The sequence below is a fragment of the Pseudoalteromonas sp. S1608 genome, from assembly GCF_005887265.1.
In the GTDB taxonomy this organism is placed as follows: domain Bacteria; phylum Pseudomonadota; class Gammaproteobacteria; order Enterobacterales; family Alteromonadaceae; genus Pseudoalteromonas; species Pseudoalteromonas undina.
Map to the genome: position 1 here is coordinate 83,172 of NZ_PNDK01000007.1, position 25,914 is coordinate 109,085.

Genomic DNA, 25,914 nt, shown 5'->3' on the forward strand with positions numbered 1-25,914 from the left:
CGGTATGTCTGAAAATAGCTCGCAAGAAAAAACAGAACAACCCACAGAGAAACGGCTAAAAAAAGCCAAAGAAGACGGCCAAGTCGCGCGCTCAAAAGAACTCAATACCGCTATTTTATTAATGGTCAGTATTGCTGGGCTATTGTGGTTTGCCAATTTATTTTACAGCTTATTTGTTAACTTAATGAACAGCACTATGGTGCTGGATCATACGATTATAAATAATAAAAAAATGATGCCCATCGCGTTGGGCGACGCCATTATGAATATGCTATCAACCCTTACGCCGTTTTTATTATTAAGCTTTTGCGCAATGTGGATCACTGGGTGTTTACCTGGCGGGTTTGTGTTTTCAAAAAAACTCGTGGCGCTAAAAATGAGCAAGCTCAACCCACTAACCGGGTTAGGCAAAATGTTTGGTAAACAGTCGTTAGTTGAGCTACTTAAATCAATACTAAAAATAACCCTACTGGCGATTTGCTTATATACCTTTTTAACTAAGCTGTGGATGCAGCTGATGATGTTACAAAACTTAGATATAAAAGTGGCGATAGGCCAAGGCATTGAGTTGTTATTTTTATCGTTAATGATCACCGTAACTTTACTACTTTTTATTGCAGTTATTGATGTGCCTTTTCAGCAAAAACAGATTGCCGATAAAATAAAAATGACCCACCAAGAAGTAAAAGAAGAGCGTAAATCTTCAGACGGTAGCCCTGAGATAAAAAATAAAATTAGGCAAATACAATATCAGCAATCGAATAGAAAAATTGAAGAGCGTGTACCCACTGCCGATGTGATAGTGACCAATCCTACTCATTATGCTGTGGCAATAAAATACAGTGAAGAAGCGGCTAAAGCCCCTTATGTTGTTGCTAAAGGCGTAGATGAAATGGCGCTGAGAATTCGCGAAGTGGCCCGTATGAATAACAAAGAAATAATAGAAATCCCTGCATTAGCACGGGCTATTTATTTTTCGACCCGGGTCGACCAAGAAGTGCCCAATGGCCTATACAGCGCCGTTGCCTATGTACTGACTTATGTATTGCAACTAAAAGCATATAAGCAAGGACGTGGGCAAGCACCTGCAGCTTTACCTGAATTAACAATCCCTAAAAACTTACAGAAACCTTAGATGTTGGAGTTATAATTTGAACTGGCGCAGTTTTACTCAACCTTATACCGCTATTCCTATTTTGCTGTTAGCTGTTTTGTCGATGGTTATTTTGCCATTACCAGGATGGCTATTAGATGCATTGTTTACCTTTAACATTGTATTGTCGGTGATTGTATTGTTAGTCGCTGTGTCTACTAAAAAGCCGCTCGATTTTTCTGTATTTCCGACTATTTTGTTAGTCGCCACCTTGATGCGTTTAACCCTAAACATTGCTTCAACACGTGTGGTATTACTGCATGGCCATGAAGGCTCAGATGTGGCAGGTCGCGTTATTCAAGCGTTTGGTGAAGTGGTTATAGGCGGTAACTACGTCGTTGGTATTGTGGTGTTTGTTATTTTAATGGTGATTAACTTTGTGGTTATTACCAAAGGCGGTGAGCGTATTTCTGAGGTGGCTGCACGCTTTACTCTAGACGCCATGCCCGGTAAACAAATGGCAATTGACGCGGATTTAAATGCCGGATTAATTGGCCCTGAGCAAGCAAAAGAGCGACGCAGCACTATAGCCCAAGAAGCCGATTTTTATGGCTCTATGGATGGTGCATCTAAGTTTGTACGCGGTGATGCTATAGCTGGCTTAATTATATTAGTGATCAACCTGTTGGGCGGTGTTTCAATTGGTGCTTTTCAACATGGTTTAAGCTTAGCCGAAGCGTTTCAGCGTTTTGCACTGTTAACCATAGGTGATGGCTTAGTTGCGCAAATTCCTTCGTTATTACTCGCGGTTGCTGCTGCAATTATTGTTACGCGTATGAACGATGAAGGCGATGTAAGTGAAGCAGTAGGTAAGCAGTTACTTGCCTCTCCACGTGTTATTTTTACTGCTGCATTAATTATGGTTACGCTTGGTATTGTGCCCGGGATGCCCACTGTCGCCTTTTTAGGGTTTGCCGCGCCATTATTTTATGTTGCTTGGCGATTACAGCGCTCTCTCCCCGATAACTCTTTAATTGAAGCCGAACAAATGACCGACACCATTTTAAGTGAGCAACAGGCTAACTTAGAATGGGGAGATATTTCTCATGTTGATAAATTATCGGTTGAGCTTGGCTTTCGTTTGGTTTATTTAGCCGATAAAGACAAAGGGGAAGAGCTGGTAAAAACCTTAAGAGGTGTACGTAAAAATCTTTCTGAGCAGCTTGGATTTTTATTACCGGAGATCAGAATAAAAGATAACCTAAAATTAAATCCACAAGAATACAAAGTAAACTTAGCCGGTGTGCCTGTTGCAAGTGCTAATGTAAACGCCAAAGAACTACTCGCGTTAAACACCGGCGATGTATACGGCAGCTTAGATGGTGAATTAACCACTGATCCTGCTTATGGGCTTGAGGCTGTTTGGATAAAAGATGACAGTAAAACCCAAGCATTGAATATGGGTTACTCAGTGGTTGATTTAGGCACCATTATTGCTACTCATACCGGTAAAGTGATCAAAGAACATTTAGATGAGTTATTTAGTTATGAAGACGTACAAAAGCTTAATGAGCGACTAAAAGAAATCTCACCTAGCTTAGCCGAAACCTTCGAAAAAGCATTACCGACTAATTTACAGTTAAAAGTGATTCGTTTACTACTAAAAGAACACATAAGTATTAAAGACATAGTCACTATCGCCGGCACATTAATAGACAGTGTTGAGGTAACTAAAGATCCGATTTTACTGGTTTCAGACGTACGCTGCGCACTGCAAAAAGTATTGGTAAAACAGGTGATGGGTAATCGTGATGAACTCAGTGCCTACAGCTTAGATGAAAAACTAGAAAGCACCTTACAAAGCTCACTTGATCAAGCTATGCAGGCTGGCAAAGTTGTACTAGATAGTTTTGCGGTAGACCCTAATTTACTAGGGCAATTTCAACGCACAATGCCGATGATAGTCGAAGACATGAAATCAAGAGGGGTAACGCCTACATTAATCGTGGTGCCGCAGCTTCGGCCGCTATTAGCTCGTTACGCAAAAACCTTTACTAAGGGTAGCTTAGTTGTTCTTTCTTATAATGAAATTCCAGATACCATTCGGGTAGATATACTCGGTTCGTTGGGATGAATGACTGTAAAATGAGCATAAAATGAACTGGCTATGAATTTTATATAGTAATATTTGCATTTAATGATATTTAACTATAGTCTGTTGTTTTTATTGTACATAGTTACTAGTTTTTATATTGGTTTAAAATAATGCTTAAGTAAATTAAATGGCAAACTATGCGAAAGCATAGGACGCAAAGCTCCCAGTCTAAGGCTATCGCTACGATCGTGGGGTTACATTAACTTAGTGATATTCATTAATACTGTGTTTGTATTTGTTGTATTTCGCTATTGATTTAAAAAACTTAATTGTTCTATTTAACTTTATACGGAATATACATGAATAGATTAACTCAGCTGATTAAATTTGCATTGCCCTGTGCTGTGTTTATGTCCTCGCAGGGGCACACATCAGAGCAAAACCTGGTGCAAAACTACGAAAACTCTACTTGGTCAGTAAGTAGCAACCCGTTTGCGTGTTCACTCAAACAGCGCTTTGATAATTATGCGCTACTTGAAGTAAAAACCCTCCCAGCAAAAACTCAACAATTGGAATTTACTTGGCTTTTACAAGATAAACCAATAGTAGGTTTACACGTTTTATCTCGTAAAGCAGATTGGCAATCTGCAGATACCATTCTTACTGCCGTGAACTTTGTATCCTCTAATGTCGAAGATAACAAGGTGCAATTTTCTGCCGATATGACCGCATTACTTCGTGTGATTAAACAAGGCGGTTGGTTAGACACGCTAGTAAGCTTTGGTGATGAACAACTTCGCCTGACCTTTACTAATACCCATAGCGATGAAATAGTTGCCGATTATCAACAGTGTTTAGCTAATTTATCGCCGCTTTCTTGGGAGCAAGCACGCGATCATCAATTACAGTTTGCCAGTGGGCAGCGCACAGTAACAACGGCTAAAGATCTTAAATTTTTAAAAGATTTAGTGCGTTACATTTCTTTAGACAGTCGCGTAAGTAAAGTGCTAGTTGATGGCCACACAGATAATACGGGCTCGCCGCTGTCAAATCGGTTGCTTTCAAAAGAAAGAGCAGATGACGTAGCTGCCAGACTCATTGAATTTGGCTTACCCAAAGACATGTTAGAAGTAAGAGCGCATGGTCAACGTTATCCCATTATAAAAAACTCGGAGCAGGGCGCCTCGTCTAATCGCCGTGTTTTAGTTCGTCTTTTCCGACACTCAAGTTAATTGCACTGCAAAGGAAAAATATGAGTCAAAGATACCTTTTATGGATCAGTGAGCAGCAGCCAACGCCTGAGATTAAGCAAGTTGTATTTGCCGAAAATTTTAAGTTTCTGCATACAAACTCCATCAGCGATGCGGTTAGCCACTGCCTTATAAGTAAGCCAGAGCTTGTGTTTGTTGATGCAGATACTCAACAACTCGAACTGGTTGAATTAGTAAAATTACTGCGTAAAACATGCCCCACTTCGCAAATTGTGACGTTAGTCGATTCTTCACAAAGTGAAATTGCTTCAAAAACTATTAATAACGGTGGCGCTGTTGATTACTTATTAAAACCTTTCTTTGCTGAGCAGCTTAAAAAAACAATCAGAAACACTGATTCAATGAAGCATGGGTTTGAAGATTTAATCGCTGTTTCAACTAAGTCACAACAAGTACTGCGTTTAGCTAATCGAGCTGCCCAAACATCGGCAGGGGTGTTAATCACCGGCGAATCGGGAACAGGTAAAGAGAAGTTAGCGCACTTTATTCATAAATCCTCAGACCGTAAAGATAAGCCATTTATTGCAGTTAACTGTGCTGCAATCCCAGAAAATATGCTCGAAGCCATGTTATTTGGATTTAATAAGGGGGCATTCACCGGTGCGGTAAATGCTCAGCCGGGAAAATTTGAACTGGCTAATGGCGGTACTATTTTACTGGATGAAATTACTGAGCTGCCATTGGATTTACAAGCTAAATTACTGCGGGTATTGCAAGAGCGCGAAGTTGAAAGACTCGGTAGTCATCAAAAAATAAAATTAGATATACGCATTATTGCCGCCTCTAACCGCATATTGCGTGAACAAGTTGAGCAAGGCGCTTTTCGTGAAGACTTATTTTACCGTTTAGATGTATTACCGCTTAGTTGGCCTGCACTTCGGGATCGTGTTGATGACATCATTCCATTGGCTTACCACTTTATCAAAAAATATGGCAACTCTGAGTTCCATATTAGTAAACAAGCAGAAGATGTGATGCTTTGTTACAACTGGCCGGGCAATGTACGGGAAATTGAAAACGTGATTCAACGTGCATTAGTGATGGCCAGAGGTGTTGAAATTCAGGCTGAAGATTTAAATTTACCGCAATGTTCACCTGCAGCGGCGGCTTTTTGTGCCACGCAGTTAAAGGAGAATAAAAAGCAGGCGGAGTTTGATTATATATACAGTTTATTGAGTCGGTTTAAAGGTCATCGTACTCAAACAGCACAGGCGCTTGGCGTAACTACCCGAGCATTAAGATATAAAATTGCCGCTATGCGTGAATGCGGTATTGATATTGATGCAATTGCATAATTTGAAGGAAAAAAAGAATGTCGCCAATTGAAAGTCAACAAATGATGCTGGGCAAAATGATGGACATGCAAAAAATTGCAGGTCCAGAGAGCATAGAGCCGGCTGCTATCAGTAATCAAAATGTAAATATTAGTGAAGACTTTAAGCATGTTATTCGCTCTATCAACGCTCAACAAAATATTGCCGGTGAAATGGTTAAAGCCGTTGATACTGGTGAAAGTGAAGATGTGGTAGGCGCGATGATCGCCAGTCAAAAAGCGGGGCTTAGTTTTTCTATGCTGATGGAAATGCGCAATAAAGTGCTCAATGGCATTGATGATGTCATGCGCATGTCACTGTAGAGGCTAATATGAAAGGAGAATTAGCAAAAGTACCTGAGCAAAATGAGAGCAACCTAAAAGAAAGAGTGGTTAATCTCTCCAACAAATTAAACTTCGGCAACTCAGGTGATAGAAGTGTCGCGACCATTGCTCTACTAGCGACATTAGTAGCGGCTACTATAGTCCTTATTTTATGGACCTCGGCTAAAAACTACGTACCGCTTTACGGTAATCAAGAAAGCTACGATAAAGCCAATATTTTAGAAATTTTAGATAAAGAACAAATCACGTTCCGCATCGATACCGATAGCGGTAATATTTTAGTGCCGCAAGAAAAATTGGCTGATGCGCGAATCACGCTGGCGGCGAGAGGAATAAAAGCCTCTATGCCTGAGGGTATTGAGAATATTAGCGACAAAGTGTCTATGGGCACTAGTCAATTTATCGAATCTATGCAATACCAGCATGCCTTAGAAGGTGAGTTGGCACGCACCATTATTAACATGCAAGGCATACGCAATGCGCGGGTGCACTTGGCAGTCCCTAAGCGTAGCTTGTTTGTTGGTCGTACTGAGCAAAAAACCGCAGCGTCTGTGATGGTTGATTTAGCGCCAGGACACGAACTTAAACCAGAGCAAGTGGAAGCCATTATTGCACTGATTATTGGCAGTGTGCCTGGGCTTGATTCTCGTTCTGTGTCGGTGGTGGATCAGCGTGGTAAATTACTCAGCGGCGACTTATTTGATACCACCCCAGTAGGCAAAGAAACCGATAAAAAGCTCGCCTTTATTGAAAAAGTTGAGCGCAACATAGAGCAACGCGCCTCTATTATGTTGTTGCCAATTTTGGGTGAAGGTAATTTTAGAATTCAGGTTTCTAGTGATGTTGATTTTAGTGTGGTTGAAGAAACACGCGAAATGGTTGACCCACAAAATGTATTAACACAAGAGTTTATTAAATCTGATAGCACCCTAGATCAGCTGGCGGCTGGTATTCCGGGCTCTTTAGCTAATGAGCCACCTGTGCCTAACGAACAAGCTGAAGATGAAAACAACGAGCGAACTTCACAACGAAATGAGAGTAAACGACAGTTTGAAAATGGTCGCTCAGTGACTCACACCCAATTTGAAGTAGGCCGCATTAAAAACATGAGCTTATCGGTACTTATTAATGAGCAAGTAGCTGGAACAGCTGATGGCTGGAGCGAAGAAAAGCTGGCTTCATTAGGTGAAATGGTAAAAAAGGCCACGGGGTTTAACGACGCACGCGGCGATCAATTCAACATCACTAGCTTTACCTTTGTAGAACAAAAAATACTAGCCCCTGGTGAAGGTCTTGAATGGTGGCAAATGCCCGAGCTTAAAGAGTATGCCCGTTATATTGTGGGTACTTTAATTAGTTTATTGCTGATTTTATTTGGTGTGCGCCCTTTAGTTAATCACTTAATAAAAGGTAAAAGTAACGAAGCAAACAACGCCATGGCAACCGCTGATAATGAGGTTAAATCAGCCTCTACAGCAGAAAGACAAAGCAGTCCGCTTGATGAGGCCATTAATGCTAAATCGCAAATAGAAAACTTAACCGCCAAAGAGGGCGCAAGCGAACATCAAAATATGTCGTTACCGCAAATAGGCAATGACTTTGAAGAACAAATAGCGCACATGCAGTTACTTGCTAACAAAGAAACCGAGCGTGTTACGTCGGTAATAAAATATTGGGTAGAACAAGGAGTTGAAATTGAATCAAGAAAAGCTTGATAAAGGCTCACAATTACCGGCGCTAGATCGCGCCGCTATTTTATTGCTAAGTATGGGCGAGGAAAATGCCGCCAGTGTCATTCGTAAATTAGGCCGCCGTGAAGTGCAGGCTATTTCTGAGCGTATGGCTAAAATTTCAAACGTTACTCAACAGGATGTTGCAGGCACCTTGAGTGAATTTTTTGATTGCTACCGCAATGAAAGTGGCGTCAATGGCGCGTCGCGTGTGTATTTAGAGCGAGCACTTGATAAAGCTGTCGGCCGTAAGCTTGCCAAAACTATGCTTGATGATATTTATGGTGGTGCAATGAATGACGATTTACGTCGTTTAGAGTGGATCCCGCCAGAGCTTATTGTACGCTTTTTAGATCAGGAACATGTGCAAATGCAAGCGCTGTTTTTGGCCTTTTTACCCCCAGAGCAAGCCTCAGCCATTATTGTACTGTTTCCAGAATCGAAGCATGATGATTTACTGTATCGAATTGCCAGTCTTCGTGAAGTGAGCGAACACGTTATTGATGATGTGCGCTTAACGCTTGAGTCGTGTATTGAGTTTGTTGGCCGCCAAGTAGGCGCACAAGTGAATGGTGTCGATAAAGCGGTAGAAATTATGAATCGTTACAACGGTAATAAGAGCCAAATTATCGAACTAATGAAAAAACATAACACTAACGTAGCTGATGAAATACAAGAGAAAATGTACGACTTTGATGGCTTAATTAAGCAAACAGACGAGACACTAACCTTGTTGCTTAATGACATTCCTGATGAGTTATGGACTATGTCGTTAAAGGGTGTAAACAGCGAGTTTTTAGCGCGTGTTTTAGGTGCACTACCTAAACGTTTAGCGCAAGTGTACCAGCAGCAAATTGATGGTTTAAGCGCGCAACCACTGAGCAAAGTGATTGCCGCCAGAAAAGAAATTATGTCGATAGTTAGAGACATGAGCAAACAAGGTGATATTGAATATCGCTTATTTGAAGAAGAGACCGCAGGCTAACTATGAGTCAAGCATTTAGGTTTCCCACTTTAAATAAAAATGAGCAACATCAAACGCTGCAAGAGCGTTTAGATGCTGCTCAGCGTGTTGGTTTACAGCAGGGCTATGAAGAAGGGCTCGCGCAGGGGGCTGCCAATAAGCAAAGCGAATTAGAGCAACAAATGGAGCAACAAATAGAGTTGCGTGTTTCTGAGCGTCTTGAAGCGCAAAAAACACAGCTTATTGAACGTTTTAACACTTTATTTGATAAAGCTAATAATGAGCTACTTAACTTTAATGATGAGTTTAAACAAGACCTTGCCTTAATGATAAGTACCTTGGCTGAGCACGTTATTGACTGCGAGCTAAAAGTACGCCCCGAAATACGCGCGCAGCTTATTGAAAAAGCCATTACCTTGCTTAGCAATCGCGATGTAGTAACAAAAGTTATGTTCTCAGGCTCTGATCGCCACTGCTTTAATGATGCACGTTTAGCGGAGTTTTCGGTGCCGACTTACTTTGATGAGGCTCTGATCAGTGGAGACGTTGAACTGGTGGCAGAGCAACAAACACATCGATTTTCTTTTTCAGAGCGATTACAAAGCCTTTTGGATGAAGTGATACCTGAAATTTTAAAAGCGCAACCGCATGACTAACCCACTTCATACATGCTTAAAGTCTGCGCTGAAAGCGCTAACCCCGCCTGAATTAGTTAAAAGCTATGGCCGCTTAACACGAGTTAATGGTTTAACGCTTACCGCTACCGGTGGGCAATTTGCTATGGGTGAAAAATACCAAGTAGAAAGTGTTGATGGCCACTGGTATGACGCTGAAGTAGTAGGTTTTAATCAAGATGAAGCCTATTTAATGCCCCTGAAAAAAATACAAAACTTATATTCAGGTGGACGCGTTAGGCCAGTTATAAAAAACAACCATGTGGCTATTTCAGAAAAGTTATTAGGGCGTGTACTCGATGCGCAAATGCAGCCGATTGATAACTTAGGCCCACTTGAACAAGACAGCACAAAAAACGCCAGTAAATTGGGTAACGATTATTCTTTAACGCCGCTGGAGCGCAAAGGCGTTATCGAGCCGTTAGATGTAGGTATTCGCGCTATTAATAGCTTATTTAGTGTAGGTAAAGGCCAGCGTTTAGGATTATTTGCAGGTTCGGGGGTAGGTAAAAGTAAGTTGCTTGGCATGATGACCCGCTTTACCTCTGCCGATGTGGTTATTGTAAGCCTTGTAGGTGAGCGTGGTTGGGAAGTAAAAGATTTTATTGAGCAAAGCCTAGGTAAAGAAGGGTTAAAAAAGGCCATTGTAATAGCATCCCCAGCAGACGATTCCCCTTTACTGCGTATTAAAGCGGCCGAACTTAGCCATAAATTGGCGGCCTACTTTAGAGATAAAAATTCAAATGTATTGCTGTTGATGGATTCATTAACCCGGTATGCGCAAGCACAGCGGGAAATTGGCTTATCGGTAGGTGAGCTGCCTGCATCCAAAGGATACCCGCCATCGGTATTTAGTAAATTAACCCAGCTGGTTGAGAGTTCCGGTAATAGTGAAAAAAGCAAAGGCAGCATGACCGCCATTTATACAGTATTAGCTGAAGGCGACGATCAACAAGATCCAATAGCCGATAACGCCCGAGCAATTCTTGATGGCCATATAGTATTGGATCGCACCTTAGCAGAAAAGGGCCACTATCCGGCCATTAATATTGGTTCATCGATTAGCCGAGTAATGCCTAATATAGTAAGTGATGAGCAGCTAAATTTTTGTTATAAATTGAAAAAGCTTTATAGCCGTTACATGCAAGTGCATGAGCTTATTCCTTTAGGGGCGTATCAGGCAGGCAAAGATCCGGAACTCGACAGTGCGGTAAATTTGTATCCACAAATCGAATCATTTCTATGCCAAGGGTTGAACGAACAAGTGGATTTTTCACAGTCAATAACTCAATTAAATGCAGTGATGAGTAAACTGAATGCTTAATAAATTTTTAGGATTACAACAACAAAAATTAGATAAAATGCTGGCCGAGCAAACTCAGTTACAACAAAGAAGTAATCTAGAGCAGCAACGTTTATCGCAGCTTCAGCAGCACATAAACAGTATGGATAAAAACCAGCAAATGAGCTCGGCGCTAAGCTTACAAAATTTATCAGGGATGAAGCGTATTTTGTCTGGCTTATCGACGCAGCAACAAGCGCGCATTGATGATTCACAGCAAGATGAATTACGTCAGCAGCAAGCTTGTTTTAAGCAAATGAGCTTCACCAAAGGCATAGAAGGGATAGTGAGTAATAGGCATCGTGCTGATCAAAATAAAGCGCAGCAGCAAGAGGCTAAAACGTTAGACGAAATGATCAGCCAAGCACATAGTCGTACTCTGCATAAATAACTGCTAATTTTTGCTACAATGGCGGCAAAGTAATTTAGGGTAAATAGCGTGCTGCCGGTTCAAGAAATATATACTTCACTCATTGATGCTTTAAAAGCCAACCCAATCACCTTACTGCAAGCGCCGCCTGGTGCTGGTAAATCAACATGGTTGCCATTACAGCTTATGCGCGATGGACATTATAAGCGCATCGTCATGTTAGAGCCGCGGCGCTTGGCAGCAAGAAATATTGCTAACTATTTAGCGCACTGCCAAAACGAAACGCTAGGGCAAAGTGTCGGTTTACGGGTGCGAGGTGAAAGTAAAGTCAGCACACAAACTCGCCTTGAAATAGTTACCGAAGGCATGCTTACGCGCATGTTACAAAATGATCCTGAGCTTAGTGATGTTGATTTACTTATTTTTGATGAGTTTCATGAGCGTTCCATCGCGGCAGATACCGCACTGGCTTTTGCTTTAGAATCGCAAGCGGCACTGTGTGAAGATTTAACCATTATGTTGATGTCGGCCACCCTTGATAGCGAACGCTACACTGGGTTTTTTAATTGCCCAGTAATTCAATCAAACGGGCGAAGTTACCCCATTGACGAAATATATTGCCCAATAAAAGATGAAAGCCGCTGGCTTGATGCTATTCCACCAATAATAAAACAAGCACTCAATGAGCAAACAGGCAGTGCGCTGGTATTTTTACCCGGCCAGCGTGAAATACTGCGAGTGCAGCAAGCGCTGAGCGACTTGCCCAATGATTGTATTGTTGCCACATTATTTGGCGAACAAGATAAAGCTAATCAACAAGCTGCAATTTCACCTGCGCCTCAAGGGATGCGAAAAGTAGTATTAACGACCAATGTTGCCGAAACAAGTTTAACCATTGAAGGTATTAGAATTGTTGTTGATAGCGGCAAGCGCCGTGCAGCCAGCTTTAATTTAAAAACCGGTGTCACTGAGCTCACTACGCAAAGTATATCGCGTTCATCGGCAGTACAACGCGCAGGGCGTGCAGGACGAATAGAACCAGGGGTTGTGTATCGGTTAGGTTCCAAACAAACTTTTGAAAGACGAAACAGCCACGATAACCCTGATATTCTTACCTCAGATATTAGCCAACTGATGCTTGAGGCGAAGCAGTGGGGCGCAAGTATTAGTGAACTCACCTTACTTGACCCGCCGAGTGAGCAACAATGCAGCCAAGCTACTAATTTATTATCTATGCTTGAAGCTATAGATAGTAACGGTAAGCTCACCACGCTGGGTAGTAAAATGTTGGGCTTTGGTGCCGATATTCGCTTAGCGCATATGTTATTAAAAGCGCAAATGTTAGAACCACAGTTAAGTGGGATTTATCGCTTAGCTATTTATTTAGTGGCCTTACTAGAAAGCCGAGTTAGCACTGCCAATGAGCTCAACCTAGCACTGCATAGTCAACAACAACGACCACATCCGGTGTTTAAGCAGCAATTAAATTATTGGTTCAAACGCTTAAAATTTACCGACAGTCGTACAGATTTAAACACTGAACATTTAAGCTTATTAGTGTCGCTTGCCTACCCTGATCGCATCGCTAAAAAACGTGGTAATGGCTACTTATTAGCAAATGGGGCAGGGGCTGAACTAAACCCTGACTACTGGCATAATGACGAATATATAGCTATTGCCAGTATGGGCGGACATAAAGGCGGGCGTATTTTTGCGGCCACGGCGCTAAATCCATTTTCGCTTAAAGAGTATTTACCGTATTTATTCACTGAGTTAACCCGCTGCGAGTTTGATGAAAAAGCCGCTCGGTTTATTCATCAAGATGAAGTAAAACTTGGGGAAATTACCCTTAGTAGCCAACCAAGTAAACATAAGCTTGATAAAACAGAGCGCACCAAGGCATGGCTTAGTTTGTTTGCCAAACAGGGCTTTTCACTGTTTAACGAGCAAAAAGAAAGTGAGCAGTTACTTATTAGAATGTGCTTAGCTAGTAAATTGATGCCAGAACAGTTTCCTATTATTAGTCAGCAGCAGCTCATTGAAACAGCAGGTGATTGGTTAGGGGTATACCTTGAAGATATTAAAACCCTTGAGCAACTTAAAAAGTTTAATTATTTTGAGGCACTACAAAATTGTTTTAATTGGCAACAGCAAAGCGAGCTAAAATCTTTACTCCCACTGCGGCTAACAGTACCAAGTGGCTCTAACATAAAAATTGAATACCAACTTGATGGACCTGCCAAGCTTAGTGTGCGCATGCAAGAAGTATATGGTTTAACCAGCACGCCTATGTTAGCTAACGGTAAATTAACACTGCTAATGGAGTTGTTATCTCCAGGCAAGCGTTCACTACAGTTAACTCAAGACTTAGCACATTTTTGGAATAGTAGTTACCGCGAGGTACAAAAAGAGATGAAAGGGCGCTACCCGAAGCATTTTTGGCCAGACGATCCTGCCAATAGCGTTGCCACCAATAGAGTAAAAAGCAGAATGTGATCACGCTTTCTTAACTTTACTTAATGTTAAATGTTGACCATGCAAATAACGAACTTTTTTGGGCGTTTTACAAGCGACTAAACTACTATTACTTTAATGCTGACATTTTACAGAGTAAGACTTACTACGCTAGTGTAAATATGAGCCGTAAGGTAGCGAGCGTTTGTAACTAATTGAAGGCGCAGCTAACAATCTAAAAGTGATAATGGAGGGAACATGCATGAAAGGCGTTATCTTTAGAGGGCTTGAGGCACTGGTTATTGAAAAATGTGGCATGGCTGCATGGGACGACTTACTTGAAAAAGATGCACCTGAAGGTCGTGTTTATATTTCTGCAGAAAGTTATCCAGATGAAGAAATAGTTGGTTTGGCACAAGATGTAGCAACTGCACTTTCTATGTCTATGCCAGAGGTATTAAAGGCCTTTGGAGAGTATTTATTTTCTCACTTAAAGGCACGTCACCCAGCTATAGTAGACAGCTTTAATAGTTTTGCTGATCTCATTATTAGTATTGATAAAGTAATTCATGTTGAAGTCGCTAAGCTTTATCATGAGCCTAATTTACCTGAAATTGACGCCCAAATTATTGAAGACGGGTTTATTTTAATGCGTTACAACTCTAAGCGACAGCTTTGTATGTGCGCCGAAGGGCTTATTTTTGGTGCTGCGGCTCATTATGGGGTTGATGCTAAACTTAATCATGCCCAGTGCATGCATAATGGGTTTGATTCGTGTTTAATTGAAATAAAATATGAGACTCCCCATGGCTGAAGACGACTACAATTATAAAAAAGCGTATTTGCGCGAAAAATCAGCCAGAGATCAATTAGAAACCCTACTAGAAGACAAAACACGGGCGTTGTTTATTGCTAATCAAGAGCTGGAAGAAAAGCTCGAAACGGTCAAAAACCAACAAATAACCTTAATGCAAAGTGAAAAAATGGCCACATTAGGCACACTTTCTGCTGGCATGGCTCACGAAATAAATAATCCGCTTGCTTACATAACCAGTAATGTAGCAAGCATAAAATTTATAAAGCCCGTGTTGGTTTCGTTAATGACGGCGGCTCAACAATTTGTAGATAAATCGATTTCAGTAACGCAGTTAGAGTCTATTTTAGTTCAGCTCAACCGAGAGAACGACTTAAGCTTTATTGTGGATGATATTGATGACTTAGTTGATGATACTCAAGAGGGCTTAGAGCGTATCGCTCATATTGTTAGTAATCTTGTCGACTTTGCGAGCCTAAAAGACAACGTAACAACAATGGCAGATATTACAGAATCATTAAATGGCACGCTAAAGCTACTCGAAAACCAGCTGGGAACGTGTGCTATAGAGTTACACATTGAAAAGTTACCCCTAACACAGTGTAATATATCATCGATGAAACAAGTCTTTGTAAACTTATTAATTAATGCCAAACACGCTTGTGATGACTTGCACGATCAGCAAGGAAAAGTAACTATTAAACTGTTTGCCAATAAAAACAATATTTACATAGAAGTGGCAGATAACGGCTGTGGGATGGACGCTGATACACTTAAACAAATGTTCGATCCTTTCTTTACCACTAAACCCGTAGGCCAAGGCACAGGTATGGGAATGGCTATAGTTTACAATGTACTTAAAGAGCACAATGGCACTATAGAGGTTGAAAGTGAAGTGGGTAAGGGGTCTTTAATACGTTGTGTAATACCTATTACTACATAACTTTGTAAGCTTAAAGTTTACAATATAGGCATAGCTACAAAGTGTGTTGTGGCTATTCAGCTTAGGTATTAGTATCTTAACTCGACACTTCTTGTCCGCCGTGTTGCTCGGCTAAATCATCAAGTTCGGCAACGGTATAATCAAACCCGCTTTCATCATATTCGTAGCTTACTTTAACGCTGTCGCCGCCATTAAAAAGACGTGTTTTTACGTCATTGACTGGCCAATCTTTTAATTCGTGTAAAAAGCGATTGGCCACTTGTGATGACTCAAATCGGTAACTAATCTCTGTTTTCATAAATAATAATACCCTGATAATTTTACCCCCGTAGTTTGTTGATTTTTACCAAGGAGTCAAGTTATCTACTTTAAAAGAGTAATAAATTATGACTTTATAGATACTTATCAGTCATAGTAATCTAAATTGGAGTGTTAACAGTATAAAGCTGTTTAAAAAACAATAACCATATAACAATAACGGAGTAGGCAATGAAATATTTAGTGAGCTTAGTTGGGCTTATCGCTTTTTTAATGGTGGTACTACCGGGACCCCTTTATAAATTTAATATTGTTGAACTAGGCACTGCTTTTGCCGGTTTTAGATTAGGTGTTTATGTTGGTGGGGCAGCATTAGCCTTATTACTAGTTCAGGTGCTATTTATGCGTAAAACAGTGAGCTTAGCCAGTGCAGTGATCACTGTTATTTTTGCAGCAGTTGCTATTGCAATGCCGCTTAACATGATGAATACAGCAAAAAGTGTTCCGCCAATTCATGATATTTCTACCGATTTAATTAACCCTCCTGAGTTTGTTGCGGTTGTGCCTTTGCGTGCTGATGCACCTAATCCTGTTGCATACGCCGGTGAAGAAACGGCAGCGCAACAACGAAAAGCATACCCAGAACTACAATCGCTCGAGTACAACCAAACGCAACTAGAATTAGTGGCAGCTACAACAAAAGCCATGGAAAACCTTGGTTGGGAACTGGTTAATAGCGATGTTAATAATGGCATTGTTGAAGCAACAGACACCACAATCTGGTTTGGCTTTAAAGATGATGTTGTCGTGCGAATTAACGACAAAGGCAGTAAGCGTGTGGTAGACATACGCAGTAAATCTCGCATTGGTAAAAGCGATTTAGGCAAAAATGCCCAGCGTATTAAAACCTTGATTGACGAGTTAAACGCCGTTGTGGTGCAGTAATTGATAAAAATAGCCCAGCATTATGCTGGGTTTTTTGCAGTTGCTAGGTCAGTTCATGTTCAGAGCTGATAATGCATACTGTGTGAGTTATAAATTTTAATAAACTATGGAGTTATTATGAAAACAGTCGGATATGCAGCAAAAAGCCAAGGTTCTGAACTTACAGAGTTTTCTTTTGAGCGCCGCGATTTACGAAATAACGATGTAGCAATAGAGATTTTATATTGTGGTGTCTGTCATTCAGACTTACATGCAGTGCGAAACGATTGGGGTGGCAGTAAATACCCATTAGTACCAGGGCACGAAATTGTTGGTAAAGTAATTTCGGTTGGTAGCGATGTTACTAAATATCAGCAAGGCGATACCGTTGCTGTAGGCTGTATGGTTGACTCATGTCAAAGCTGCGACCAATGTCATAATCACGAAGAGCAATTTTGTCGTGAAGGCATGGTTGGCACTTACAGTGGCAAAGACAGAATAAATGGTGAAATGACTCAAGGTGGCTACTCTAAGCATGTAGTGGTGCGTGAAGAATTTGTGCTTTCAGTACCTAAAAATTTAGAGCTATCTCGCGTTGCGCCTTTATTGTGTGCTGGCATTACTACTTACTCACCGCTGCATAAATGGGGTGTTAAAAAAGGCAGCCGTGTTGCAGTTGTCGGCCTTGGGGGGCTTGGCCATATGGCGGTTAAAAATGCCGTGGCAATGGGTGCAACGGTTACGGTTATTGGCCGCACTGAATCTAAAAAAGAAGATGCTATCGAGCTAGGTGCACAGCACTATTTAGTGTCGAACAACGATGATGAAATGAAAAATGCACAATCAGCGTTTGATGTGATCATTGATACTATACCGGTAAAGCACGACCTATCACTGTATACACCGCTACTTGATATTGATGGCACGTTAGTGATTGTTGGCCAAGTAGGCCCTGTTGATGAGCTAAACACAGTGCCATTGTTAATGGGTCGTCGTCGAGTGGCAGGATCCTTAATTGGTGGCATTGCAGAAACACAGCAAATGCTCGATTTTTGTGGTGAGCACAATGTATTACCTGAGTGTGAAATGATCAATATAGACGAAATTAACACCGCTTATGAGCGCATGGAACGCTCAGATGTGCGCTACCGTTTTGTTATTGATATGGCTTCGATTAACGTGTAACTGACCTATAAATTAGCATAAAAACTTCGCTATGCGGGAATACCAGTTAATTGACCTGACTGGTATTTCTATAGCCTTGGTTTTATTCATCTCTTTAGCTTCAAATTTATTACTTTGGTAACTTTGCTTTTCCATCGCTGAGAATATTTGCTTAATGACTTCTGATTTTAGACGTTGTCTAGCCTACACGATTGCACTAGGTGCAAATAAAGGCTTTTATTAGCTAGCATAATGTCCCTTTTAGTCGATACATTTCAAGCCAAACGTTGCCAGAATAAGTTCATGCCAATCATTGACTGTAATACAGAATCTAACTGGGGGTAAGGCTCTTAAATGGTTTGCTGCACCGACTTGTTGAGTAGCGTGTTCAATTAATTCGCATAAGAGTATTTCTGTGTATTTTTCAAATGAGTGGAGCTTATTGTGCGCATTGATTGTGGTAGTTAATTCATAATCAAGTTGCATAAAAAAATCCTATGACTTGTGAGCATAGGATTTTTCTTTGGCTTTAACGGTCTTAAAGTTTTTATAGGCGTTTTATAGCTAGTTTAATAAAGAATGTAAAAATACTAAGCTAATGGCGATAGGGCATACAAACTTAGTGTACCAAGGCCATATTTTCCAAAATAAGGTGTTATGTACTTCAGGGTTACCTTGCTGGATTGCTTTGAGCAGTGATGACCTATACCAGATCCATCCTACAAAAATACAACACATAAGTCCTAATAAAGGTTGCGCGACTTTAGTTGTTAAGGTGATCACTAAACCAAATAACGTGCCTAAGTTGCACACTATAGTAATACTAACTATGGCAATTAAAGCACCTATTAACCATGTTGCTTGCACACGCTTCATTGCAAAGCGCTCTACAGTGTACGATACCGGCGCTTCAAGCATTGAAATTGATGAGGTTAGAGCGGCAATGCTCATTAATGCAAAAAAAGCAAAACCAACAAATAAACCCACACCACCCATGCCATCAAATAAGGCGGGTAAAACCTGAAATACTAAGGTGTCTTCTGAAAGTAGTTTACCTGTTGTTGACGAGAATATTTCAACACCTTGGGCTTGTGCAACATACATCGCGGGGATAATTAGTAAGCCTGCTACAAATGCGATGAATACATCAATAAGCGTAACATAAGCCCCCAAAGAGACGAGGTTTTCTTTTTTACTGATATATGAGCCATAGATAATCATTACACTGGTGCCCAGTGACAATGAGAAGAAGGCCTGTCCTAGTGCACTGACTAATAAGGTGGGATCAAAAATAGAAGAAAAGTCAGGGACTAGGTAAGCTTTTAATCCCTCAACAGCGCCTTCTTGAGTCATTACATAGGCAATTAAGGCAAACAAAATACCGAGCAAAGCAGGCATTAAACGTTTTGACCATTTTTCAATACCATTTTCAACACCGCGGCTGATAATAGCAACGGTTAAAATAATAAATACCACAGTAAAAAGAATGTTACGTGTAAGTGACTGTTCACTTAACCACGAAGATGCCGCATCTGCGCCTATGAGAGTAGTAACCGGCTCTAAAGTTGCACTTAACATCCAACCAGCAACAATCGCATAAAAGCTTAGTATAAAGCCAGCACATAAAATCCCGCCAAAGCCAACAGCAAAGGCAAACTGCTTTTGCCAAGGTTTAGTGGTTAATTTAGTTAGTGAAGAAACCGCATTAGCTTGTCCATGACGACCTATCATCAGCTCTGCCATTAAAGCAGGATAGGCTAAAAAGAAGGCCAGTACTAAGTACGCGACTAAAAAGGCAGCCCCGCCATTACTTGCTGTTTGTGTCGGGAAACCCCAAATATTACCAAGCCCAACAGCAGATCCTGCCGCAGCCATTATAAAACCAAAGCGGGAGCTAAACTCACCTCTTACTGCACTCATATTATTTTGCTTCTCTATTTTTTCGACGCCGTGACAATCTACTGGAATTGTAAAAAAATAAAAAGTGCTTATTTGACTTAGTCGCACAATTATTGCGTTTTATTTTCAGATATAAATAACACGTGCATTTTTTGATTATAAATAGCACGATTTCTTTAATTATATTGCGTTAGTTAGAGCGGATGATACTTGTTTGATTAATATCTAAACCGCGCAATCGTAAGTGTAAAGCAGGCCCCACCAAGTTGCTCACTTTTACTCACTTCTATTGAGCCATGATGCCAATCGGCTACTTTGGTAACGATAGCCAATCCTAACCCGTAACTGTTGTCACTGCGATTACGGTGGCTGCGCTCACGGAAGAACGGGCTAAATACTTTTTGATTGTTTTCTTGAGCTATTCCTGGGCCATCATCGGCAATGCTGATGACTAGAGTGTGCTCTTGTAGCGAGGCGGTTACTTTAATGTGATGATGTGCAAAATCGCAGGCATTATTAATTAAGTTAGCGATCGCTCTTGCTAGCCAATGTAAGTCAGCAAAAATAGTATGATCATCACATTCTAAAGAAATATTAAGCGAACGTGCGGTTATTCTTGGTTCAAGCTGCAGCACAATATCACTTAGATATTGTTTAAGATTTGCTGATGAGTAAGTAAGTTTATTGGCATTTTGTTCTAAAGTAGCAAATGCTAAGTAGCTTTTTAACATTGACTCCATATGATCCAAATCGGTTTCCATACGGGTTAGGTAGTGCTTTATTTTGCTCTCATCCTGGCTATCAAGTGCAGCGTCAACACCAAAGCGTAAGCATGCTATTGGGGTTCTTATATCATGAGATAGGCTTGAGGCCATCAGTTTATTTTCAGCAACTAACTTTTCAATTTGACTTGCCATGCGGTTAAAGGTCAGTTCCACATCTTTTATATAGGTAAAGCGAGAGGGCTTAATTCGGGCTTTAACATTACCGGATGCGAACTGTTTTGCCGCATCATTTAATACTGTAAGACGTTTTGCTAAAGGAGTAATAATAAAACCCATAAAAACACATAAGCCAGTATAAAATAACAAAGTTAAAATTATGTCGTTTCGCTGTATGTTCTCATAAGGCTTATCTAAACGCATGGTTAAATGGTAAGGGCTTAATGCATCATTAGTGTAGAGCATGTAAAAGCCTTGCTCGTCCTCGAGTATTAACCCGCCTTGAGTTTGCATTTTATCTAATAGCGCTGATGGTAATGCTAGCGACTGATTTAATTTGTAGTTAAGAGTCAGGTTAAAATCTTTGGCTAACTTAGTTACCTGTTCTGGTCGTGCCTGTGGCTTTATAGCTGTGAGCTGTTTACTTAACCCGACAATAATCTGGCTTTGAACGCTAAACTCATCCAAAGGTGCATGTGCTTGTTGGCTAAATGCATCAATAAGCCAACCTAAAACAATAATTGAAAGCAGCGCACTGCCTAGTAGTGAAATATAAAACTTTTTCATTGATGCTATTCCATAATAGGCTGGGTGTATTGAAGTGACTTTTATTATTGTCGCGCTTATTATTTTAAGCGCTCAGGCATTAAAACTTACCACGCTGTAGTCACAAACAAATAACCACGCCCCCAAATAGTTTTTATTTTTTCTGGTTTTTGCGGATCATCATTAAACTTTTTACGCAAAGCAGAAATAAGTACATCAACGCTTCTATCTAGGCCGTCATACTCTCTACCTTTGGTTGCTTTAAACACCGCATCACGTGATACAACCTGCCCAGCGTTGCTCGCTAAATAATGCAGTAATAAATACTCTGCGCTTGAAATATTCACATCTTGCTGGTTGAGTGTAACGTTACGAGATTCGGTATTAATACTTAATTGACCAATATTGATCATGCTCTCTTGAGCATCAGTTTTAGGCGTGTCACTGCTATAGCGTAAAGCCGACTTAATACGAGCAAGCAGTGCACGAGGGCGAACAGGTTTTATAATGTAATCTGTGGCACCGACTTCAAGCCCAATGACCTCATCCATTTCTTCATCTCGTGCGGTGAGCATAATTATAGGAGCTTGATAAAAGCTGCGTAACTCACGGCATACACTAATACCATCAAGACCTGGTAACATAATATCGAGTAAAATAAGTTGTGGGTTTAAATGCTTTACTTGGCTTATAACTTCATCACCGCGATGACATACATGCACAATATAACCTTGCTCAGTTAAATACTCAGTTACCCATTGTGCAAGAGAGATATCATCTTCAACCAGTAAAATAGTACCGTAATTATCCATAAGCTTTTTTCGTATACCTGAATGATGTTTATAGTGTGTGGCTAAAATAACCGCCAACGCCGCTTTTTTTGTCTATTTTGATACACCCATTGTAGTTTAACTTCGCTTACAGCAATCACTTGCGATGTATTACTATCAAACAGCTCAAATGAAATGCTCTGGGTTGAATCAAAGGCGTAATTAAGTGAGCCTTGTCGCTGTTTAAGCCAGCACTGCATAATGTATTTTGAGGTCGCATCGCGTAAACAATAATTTCCTACCTCTGGTTGCTGCCACGATAAGACAACATCGGCATAACATTGACGCCCTTCACGTAAGGCTACACAGGTATCGGGAACGGCAGTAAGTTCACTGGGTGGTTGTGTAGTGGCTGCAAGCAAAGAGCCCGAATATGTAAACAACAAACAGTAAAAAAATCTAAAGTACATAACGCAGGCCTACCTTGGCTTTGTGTTGATATCCTTGGGAAATAATTGGGCTGTCATCAATTTCTTTTGAAAACCATGTGGTTAACCAGCCTGCTAAAAATACCCAATCTTGATTGATGGGATATTCAGCATGAAATTCAAACATAATACTGGTACTGGCATCGGTACTATAAATAGGGCGTGCTGCGTTTGCTTCATCGCTATCAATACCAAAGTAATAGTTTGTAAAATCAGCAGAGTAGGCACTTAAGCCAATACCGGAGCGAAACTCCCAATTGCGCCAAGGTTGAATATGGCTGAAAAACACATTGGCAACCCAACCATTATGAGCACCGCTTATATCATGTAAATATTCAAATGAAATTTGTGAGTTTTCAAATCGGCGTGTTAATCGAAGGCCGGTGTCAAAATCATAGTTACGCTTTTTTATACCACGCAGTGGATCAATTATTCCGTCGTTATAAAAGCCTAAACCTTGTTCATCAAAACCTGCTTGAATGTTGGTGCCTAATAAATCAAGACCCCAATCATATTTGTTAATTAAGCTATAGCCTAAAACAAGTCCACCGCTGAGCTGATTATGGTCAAAATCTAGATAAAAATTATCGTAAGAAACTGCAATACTCAAATCTAGTTCTGCACCAACATCATAGGAGTTCATGCCAACTAAATAAGAGTCTTCAATGTAATAACCTGCGCCAGCGCTCCAATCCCAGGCAAAACCAGTTGTGGGTTCCAAAGTGTTATCGGCATAGTAACGATTACTGGCGCTGCTTTGGGCACTAAAAATAGCGGCAACTAATAAGGCCGCACAACCAAAAGACTGTTTAAGAGAAGTATACGTCATCCTTGGAACCTTAATTAGAGTTTGCTAAAGAGGCTAGTATATTGTCAAACTCTTAGCTAAATCTGTAAAAAAATGTAGCGGTCGTCCTAACAACTACTGAACTTTAATTTTATCAATAAGAATACTGCTTAAGTAAAATTGCATCATAGGTGTGAGAGCACTTATTTCAGTGCGTGTACATGGCCCATTTAATTTAGTTAAACGACTCAGTTTTGTAATGGTTTTATAAGCAGGGGCCGTTACTTCATTATTAAGCTCAGCTCGTTTAAGACGAGCCTGTTCGGTGTTGTGCTTGTGTATAAATGCAACAACTTCTAGCTCATTAGTGATCTTCTTTTCTTCGCTAAAGCTATAAACTAAAGGTTCACGATGAAAGCTTGCACTGTCAATTGATGATTTAGCAAACCACACCACATCGCCCGATGCTTTGTGAGTAAGTCGCATACTAACTTGGGCTAATATATTGGCGCATTGTTGGGACGGAAATTGCTGCGCTACTTTTGAAAACAGTGAATATGGCTTTTCTGGTTGTGCTAGGGTGTACTTGGCGTCATCTATAAATTCCAGATCAACTTGATGAATTGCTAACGTGTAATCGCTATTCTCGCTAGTGGTCACCTTAAGCTGTTTATCAATCAAGGCTTGGCTTATTTGAGAGACCAAAGTGTCGGTAACACTTGCACGGTCTACGATTACTCTAACAGTTTGATTTTTTTTCACGTTGTGGGCAGGTAATTGTACCGACTTCACTTTTGGTGAAGCATGCTCAGTTTCATATTTTAACTGATAAGTTTGGCTCTTAAGCATAGGCTTTGCAGGCATTGCTAAAGGCTCTGCGGGTTGTTTAACGACAGCACAACCTGACGCTGATATTATAAAAAGTGATACAACTAAAAAACGCATAAATATTTTACATCCACTCAAAAGCCATTAATCGAACATATTGTACGTTAGTCCGAGTAAAAGTTCATGATATTATAACGGTTGATTATGACTAAAAAAGAAAAATTAGCTAAGAATGAAGTATTTTAACACCTTACCCTTTTACTTTTTTGCCGTGCTCCTTATCGGGACGCATTTACAGGCGAGCGCAAGCACAGATCCTGATTGGGAAGCATTTGTTAAAAGTTATGGACGCTATACAGAAAAAAAACTAAAAATAAAAAAAATCCCAGGAGGGGCGCTATCCATTGTCAACTCACAAGCACGTGACTACATCCATACTATGGGCAATACAAAGGTGCGCGGTGGGCAAAAAATTAACCCGCACACTCGATTTCGTTTAGCCTCCGTATCGAAAACATTTGCAGGGTCGTTAGCGGCTAAACTCGCAAATGAACAGCGGCTCAACCTTTATTTACCTGTTAGTTATTATTTACCGGATTTTAAGCAAACTGACTATAAAGATGATTTAAAAGTTTTTCATATTTTAAGCCATTCTAGTGGGCTAGTGCCTAACGCTTACGATAATTTAATCGAATCGCGGATGGGTTATAAGGACATTGTTGAAAAACTATTGAGTGTTAAACCCATTTGTGACCCTGGTGATTGCTATGGCTATCAAAATGTAATGTTTAGCTTAATAGACGACGTAATTTTAAAAAGTACCAACAAAACCTATACCCAGTGGCTTAATGAGGCGTTTTTTACTCCCCTAGAAATGAATGATGCTAGTTTGGGTTACGATGCCATGGTGCAGGATAATAACTATGCACACCCTCACGTGCGTGGCAAAAAACGTTGGTATAGCGCCCGCTTAAAAAAGAATTATTATAAAGTTGCACCCGCGGCAGGGGTAAACGCCAGTGCGTCAGATATGGCTATTTGGTTAAATGCGCAATTAGGGCAATATCCATCGGTATTATCCTTAGATACATTGGCCACACAAACACGCCCTTATACTCATACTAAAAAAGAACGCTACAGACGAGTATGGCGAGAGCACATGAACGAAGCCTACTATGGGCTAGGCTGGCGTGTGTATGACTATGATGATGAAACGCTTTATTATCACAGTGGTTGGGTGCAAGGCTACCGCAGTGACTTAGTGGTTTTTCCGCACTTAAATGTAGGCTTTAGTTTGATTTTAAATGCAGAAACAGGGCTCATTAATGAGCTTACTACTGAATTCATAGACCGTTTATTGGCATACAAACGAGGCAAAAAACAATGAGTGTATTGATAAAATCAGCATCGATAGCATTACTATTAATTCTATGCAATCCTGCTTTTGCTGAGCCTGAACAGCTTTATTTGTTTCGCCATAGTGAAAAGCAAACAGGCAATAATCCATTTTTAACAGAGCAAGGGCAAGCACGTGCTGAGCATTTGGTTTCGCTAGTTAAAACCCATCCACACATTACGTTATACAGTAGTAATTATAACCGCACATTAAGCACTGCAGCGCCTTTAGCTAGGTATTTTAATATTAAAGTTACTACTTATAATGCTGCTGATTTAACGACATTGAAAAATCAGTTGTTAGCTCAAAGTGGTGTTGTGGTGGTTATAGGGCATAGTAACACCACGCCGCAATTAGCTTCGTTATTGAGTAACCAAACTATTGAGAATATGGATGAGGGGCAGTACGGGCACTATTACTCACTTAGTAGGCTTGAGCATGGCAGCTATAAAGCAAACTTGCGAATAATGGATTTTTAATCCATTTATAAAAAAACCAGCCGCGGC

At 40.6% G+C, this 25,914-nt stretch carries 25 protein-coding genes and 1 riboswitch; of the genes, 17 read left to right on the forward strand and 8 right to left on the reverse strand.

Annotated elements, in window-relative coordinates; all coding sequences use genetic code 11:
- Window positions 1–4: 4 nt before the first annotated feature.
- The 13 genes from flhB to CWB75_RS04310 all read left to right on the forward strand — a co-directional run bounded on the left by flhB (window position 5) and on the right by CWB75_RS04310 (window position 15,407).
- Window positions 5–1,135 carry a flagellar biosynthesis protein FlhB gene (gene flhB, locus CWB75_RS04250; protein ID WP_054202069.1) on the forward strand — a complete coding sequence of 377 codons (1,131 nt, stop codon included), beginning with the start codon at window positions 5–7 and terminating at the stop codon, window positions 1,133–1,135.
- Between the two features lie 16 nt (window positions 1,136–1,151).
- Complete coding sequence (flhA, locus tag CWB75_RS04255; RefSeq protein WP_010391191.1) at window positions 1,152–3,227, forward strand: flagellar biosynthesis protein FlhA; 2,076 nt, start codon at window positions 1,152–1,154, stop codon at window positions 3,225–3,227.
- A gap of 140 nt (window positions 3,228–3,367) precedes the next feature.
- A riboswitch (cyclic di-GMP riboswitch) is annotated at window positions 3,368–3,450 on the forward strand.
- A gap of 97 nt (window positions 3,451–3,547) precedes the next feature.
- Entirely contained in the window at window positions 3,548–4,420 is an 873-nt protein-coding gene (locus CWB75_RS04260) for an OmpA family protein (protein ID WP_138569979.1), read from the forward strand.
- A gap of 20 nt (window positions 4,421–4,440) precedes the next feature.
- Window positions 4,441–5,754, forward strand: coding sequence for a sigma-54-dependent transcriptional regulator (locus CWB75_RS04265; RefSeq protein WP_138569980.1), 1,314 nt, complete (start codon window positions 4,441–4,443; stop codon window positions 5,752–5,754).
- A gap of 17 nt (window positions 5,755–5,771) precedes the next feature.
- On the forward strand, window positions 5,772–6,095 hold the full coding sequence (fliE, locus tag CWB75_RS04270; protein WP_010391195.1) for a flagellar hook-basal body complex protein FliE: 324 nt from the start codon (window positions 5,772–5,774) through the stop codon (window positions 6,093–6,095).
- 8 nt (window positions 6,096–6,103) lie between these two features.
- Window positions 6,104–7,831, forward strand: a complete 1,728-nt coding sequence (fliF, locus tag CWB75_RS04275; RefSeq protein ID WP_138569981.1) for a flagellar basal-body MS-ring/collar protein FliF — start codon at window positions 6,104–6,106, stop codon at window positions 7,829–7,831.
- Window positions 7,812–8,831 carry a FliG C-terminal domain-containing protein gene (locus tag CWB75_RS04280; RefSeq protein ID WP_010391197.1) on the forward strand — a complete coding sequence of 340 codons (1,020 nt, stop codon included), beginning with the start codon at window positions 7,812–7,814 and terminating at the stop codon, window positions 8,829–8,831. The genes fliF and CWB75_RS04280 overlap by 20 nt, the downstream gene beginning before the upstream one ends.
- A gap of 2 nt (window positions 8,832–8,833) precedes the next feature.
- Window positions 8,834–9,466 (forward strand): FliH/SctL family protein, encoded by a 633-nt coding sequence (locus CWB75_RS04285; RefSeq protein ID WP_138569982.1) that lies wholly within the window; start codon window positions 8,834–8,836, stop codon window positions 9,464–9,466.
- Window positions 9,459–10,808 (forward strand): FliI/YscN family ATPase, encoded by a 1,350-nt coding sequence (locus tag CWB75_RS04290; RefSeq protein WP_138569983.1) that lies wholly within the window; start codon window positions 9,459–9,461, stop codon window positions 10,806–10,808. The genes CWB75_RS04285 and CWB75_RS04290 overlap by 8 nt, the downstream gene beginning before the upstream one ends.
- Window positions 10,801–11,217 (forward strand): flagellar FliJ family protein, encoded by a 417-nt coding sequence (locus CWB75_RS04295; RefSeq protein WP_010391201.1) that lies wholly within the window; start codon window positions 10,801–10,803, stop codon window positions 11,215–11,217. Before CWB75_RS04290 ends, CWB75_RS04295 begins: the two co-directional genes overlap by 8 nt.
- 48 nt (window positions 11,218–11,265) lie before the next feature.
- Entirely contained in the window at window positions 11,266–13,692 is a 2,427-nt protein-coding gene (hrpB, locus tag CWB75_RS04300; protein ID WP_138569984.1) for an ATP-dependent helicase HrpB, read from the forward strand.
- A gap of 220 nt (window positions 13,693–13,912) precedes the next feature.
- Entirely contained in the window at window positions 13,913–14,464 is a 552-nt protein-coding gene (locus CWB75_RS04305) for a heme NO-binding domain-containing protein (protein ID WP_138569985.1), read from the forward strand.
- Complete coding sequence (locus CWB75_RS04310) at window positions 14,457–15,407, forward strand: sensor histidine kinase (protein WP_109875576.1); 951 nt, start codon at window positions 14,457–14,459, stop codon at window positions 15,405–15,407. The genes CWB75_RS04305 and CWB75_RS04310 overlap by 8 nt, the downstream gene beginning before the upstream one ends.
- 76 nt (window positions 15,408–15,483) lie before the next feature.
- Here the strand turns inward: CWB75_RS04310 and CWB75_RS04315 are convergent, their stop codons facing one another.
- Window positions 15,484–15,705 (reverse strand): hypothetical protein, encoded by a 222-nt coding sequence (locus CWB75_RS04315; RefSeq protein ID WP_008108632.1) that lies wholly within the window; start codon window positions 15,703–15,705, stop codon window positions 15,484–15,486.
- A 191-nt stretch (window positions 15,706–15,896) separates the two neighbouring features.
- On the opposite strand from CWB75_RS04315, the gene CWB75_RS04320 reads away from it, so the two are divergent.
- On the forward strand, window positions 15,897–16,610 hold the full coding sequence (locus CWB75_RS04320) for a DUF1499 domain-containing protein (protein ID WP_138569986.1): 714 nt from the start codon (window positions 15,897–15,899) through the stop codon (window positions 16,608–16,610).
- Window positions 16,611–16,727: 117 nt separating this feature from the next.
- On the forward strand, window positions 16,728–17,774 hold the full coding sequence (locus CWB75_RS04325) for an NAD(P)-dependent alcohol dehydrogenase (RefSeq protein WP_138569987.1): 1,047 nt from the start codon (window positions 16,728–16,730) through the stop codon (window positions 17,772–17,774).
- A gap of 240 nt (window positions 17,775–18,014) precedes the next feature.
- Here the strand turns inward: CWB75_RS04325 and CWB75_RS04330 are convergent, their stop codons facing one another.
- The 7 genes from CWB75_RS04330 to CWB75_RS04360 form a co-directional block, all read right to left on the reverse strand.
- A complete protein-coding gene (locus CWB75_RS04330; protein ID WP_138569988.1) occupies window positions 18,015–18,239 on the reverse strand; it encodes a hypothetical protein in 225 nt (74 codons plus the stop codon).
- 78 nt (window positions 18,240–18,317) lie between these two features.
- A complete protein-coding gene (locus tag CWB75_RS04335) occupies window positions 18,318–19,673 on the reverse strand; it encodes a sodium-dependent transporter (RefSeq protein ID WP_138569989.1) in 1,356 nt (451 codons plus the stop codon).
- 197 nt (window positions 19,674–19,870) lie between these two features.
- A complete protein-coding gene (locus CWB75_RS04340) occupies window positions 19,871–21,160 on the reverse strand; it encodes a sensor histidine kinase (protein ID WP_138569990.1) in 1,290 nt (429 codons plus the stop codon).
- Between the two features lie 86 nt (window positions 21,161–21,246).
- On the reverse strand, window positions 21,247–21,951 hold the full coding sequence (locus CWB75_RS04345; protein WP_054201686.1) for a response regulator: 705 nt from the start codon (window positions 21,949–21,951) through the stop codon (window positions 21,247–21,249).
- A 41-nt stretch (window positions 21,952–21,992) separates the two neighbouring features.
- A complete protein-coding gene (locus CWB75_RS04350; RefSeq protein WP_010387996.1) occupies window positions 21,993–22,379 on the reverse strand; it encodes a DUF3019 domain-containing protein in 387 nt (128 codons plus the stop codon).
- Window positions 22,369–23,226, reverse strand: coding sequence for a MipA/OmpV family protein (locus CWB75_RS04355; protein ID WP_138569991.1), 858 nt, complete (start codon window positions 23,224–23,226; stop codon window positions 22,369–22,371). The genes CWB75_RS04350 and CWB75_RS04355 overlap by 11 nt, the downstream gene beginning before the upstream one ends.
- A gap of 93 nt (window positions 23,227–23,319) precedes the next feature.
- Entirely contained in the window at window positions 23,320–24,129 is an 810-nt protein-coding gene (locus tag CWB75_RS04360; protein ID WP_010387998.1) for a hypothetical protein, read from the reverse strand.
- Window positions 24,130–24,244: 115 nt separating this feature from the next.
- On the opposite strand from CWB75_RS04360, the gene CWB75_RS04365 reads away from it, so the two are divergent.
- Both CWB75_RS04365 and CWB75_RS04370 read left to right on the forward strand, forming a co-directional pair.
- Complete coding sequence (locus tag CWB75_RS04365; protein WP_055013016.1) at window positions 24,245–25,399, forward strand: serine hydrolase domain-containing protein; 1,155 nt, start codon at window positions 24,245–24,247, stop codon at window positions 25,397–25,399.
- Complete coding sequence (locus CWB75_RS04370; RefSeq protein ID WP_138569992.1) at window positions 25,396–25,887, forward strand: SixA phosphatase family protein; 492 nt, start codon at window positions 25,396–25,398, stop codon at window positions 25,885–25,887. The genes CWB75_RS04365 and CWB75_RS04370 overlap by 4 nt, the downstream gene beginning before the upstream one ends.
- Window positions 25,888–25,914: the final 27 nt, after the last annotated feature.

Excerpts from the sequence above, each read along its gene's own strand:
- flhB (WP_054202069.1), top strand. The coding sequence starts at position 5 with ATGTCTGAAAATAGCTCGCAAGAAAAAACAGAACAACCCACAGAGAAA.
- CWB75_RS04260 (WP_138569979.1), top strand. The coding sequence starts at position 3,548 with ATGAATAGATTAACTCAGCTGATTAAATTTGCATTGCCCTGTGCTGTG.
- CWB75_RS04265 (WP_138569980.1), top strand. The coding sequence starts at position 4,441 with ATGAGTCAAAGATACCTTTTATGGATCAGTGAGCAGCAGCCAACGCCT.
- fliE (WP_010391195.1), top strand. The coding sequence starts at position 5,772 with ATGTCGCCAATTGAAAGTCAACAAATGATGCTGGGCAAAATGATGGAC.
- fliF (WP_138569981.1), top strand. The coding sequence starts at position 6,104 with ATGAAAGGAGAATTAGCAAAAGTACCTGAGCAAAATGAGAGCAACCTA.
- CWB75_RS04285 (WP_138569982.1), top strand. The coding sequence starts at position 8,834 with ATGAGTCAAGCATTTAGGTTTCCCACTTTAAATAAAAATGAGCAACAT.
- CWB75_RS04290 (WP_138569983.1), top strand. The coding sequence starts at position 9,459 with ATGACTAACCCACTTCATACATGCTTAAAGTCTGCGCTGAAAGCGCTA.
- CWB75_RS04295 (WP_010391201.1), top strand. The coding sequence starts at position 10,801 with ATGCTTAATAAATTTTTAGGATTACAACAACAAAAATTAGATAAAATG.
- CWB75_RS04305 (WP_138569985.1), top strand. The coding sequence starts at position 13,913 with ATGAAAGGCGTTATCTTTAGAGGGCTTGAGGCACTGGTTATTGAAAAA.
- CWB75_RS04310 (WP_109875576.1), top strand. The coding sequence starts at position 14,457 with ATGGCTGAAGACGACTACAATTATAAAAAAGCGTATTTGCGCGAAAAA.
- CWB75_RS04315 (WP_008108632.1), bottom strand. The coding sequence starts at position 15,705 with ATGAAAACAGAGATTAGTTACCGATTTGAGTCATCACAAGTGGCCAAT.
- CWB75_RS04320 (WP_138569986.1), top strand. The coding sequence starts at position 15,897 with ATGAAATATTTAGTGAGCTTAGTTGGGCTTATCGCTTTTTTAATGGTG.
- CWB75_RS04325 (WP_138569987.1), top strand. The coding sequence starts at position 16,728 with ATGAAAACAGTCGGATATGCAGCAAAAAGCCAAGGTTCTGAACTTACA.
- CWB75_RS04330 (WP_138569988.1), bottom strand. The coding sequence starts at position 18,239 with ATGCAACTTGATTATGAATTAACTACCACAATCAATGCGCACAATAAG.
- CWB75_RS04335 (WP_138569989.1), bottom strand. The coding sequence starts at position 19,673 with ATGAGTGCAGTAAGAGGTGAGTTTAGCTCCCGCTTTGGTTTTATAATG.
- CWB75_RS04340 (WP_138569990.1), bottom strand. The coding sequence starts at position 21,160 with ATGAAAAAGTTTTATATTTCACTACTAGGCAGTGCGCTGCTTTCAATT.
- CWB75_RS04345 (WP_054201686.1), bottom strand. The coding sequence starts at position 21,951 with ATGGATAATTACGGTACTATTTTACTGGTTGAAGATGATATCTCTCTT.
- CWB75_RS04350 (WP_010387996.1), bottom strand. The coding sequence starts at position 22,379 with ATGTACTTTAGATTTTTTTACTGTTTGTTGTTTACATATTCGGGCTCT.
- CWB75_RS04355 (WP_138569991.1), bottom strand. The coding sequence starts at position 23,226 with ATGACGTATACTTCTCTTAAACAGTCTTTTGGTTGTGCGGCCTTATTA.
- CWB75_RS04360 (WP_010387998.1), bottom strand. The coding sequence starts at position 24,129 with ATGCGTTTTTTAGTTGTATCACTTTTTATAATATCAGCGTCAGGTTGT.
- CWB75_RS04365 (WP_055013016.1), top strand. The coding sequence starts at position 24,245 with ATGAAGTATTTTAACACCTTACCCTTTTACTTTTTTGCCGTGCTCCTT.
- CWB75_RS04370 (WP_138569992.1), top strand. The coding sequence starts at position 25,396 with ATGAGTGTATTGATAAAATCAGCATCGATAGCATTACTATTAATTCTA.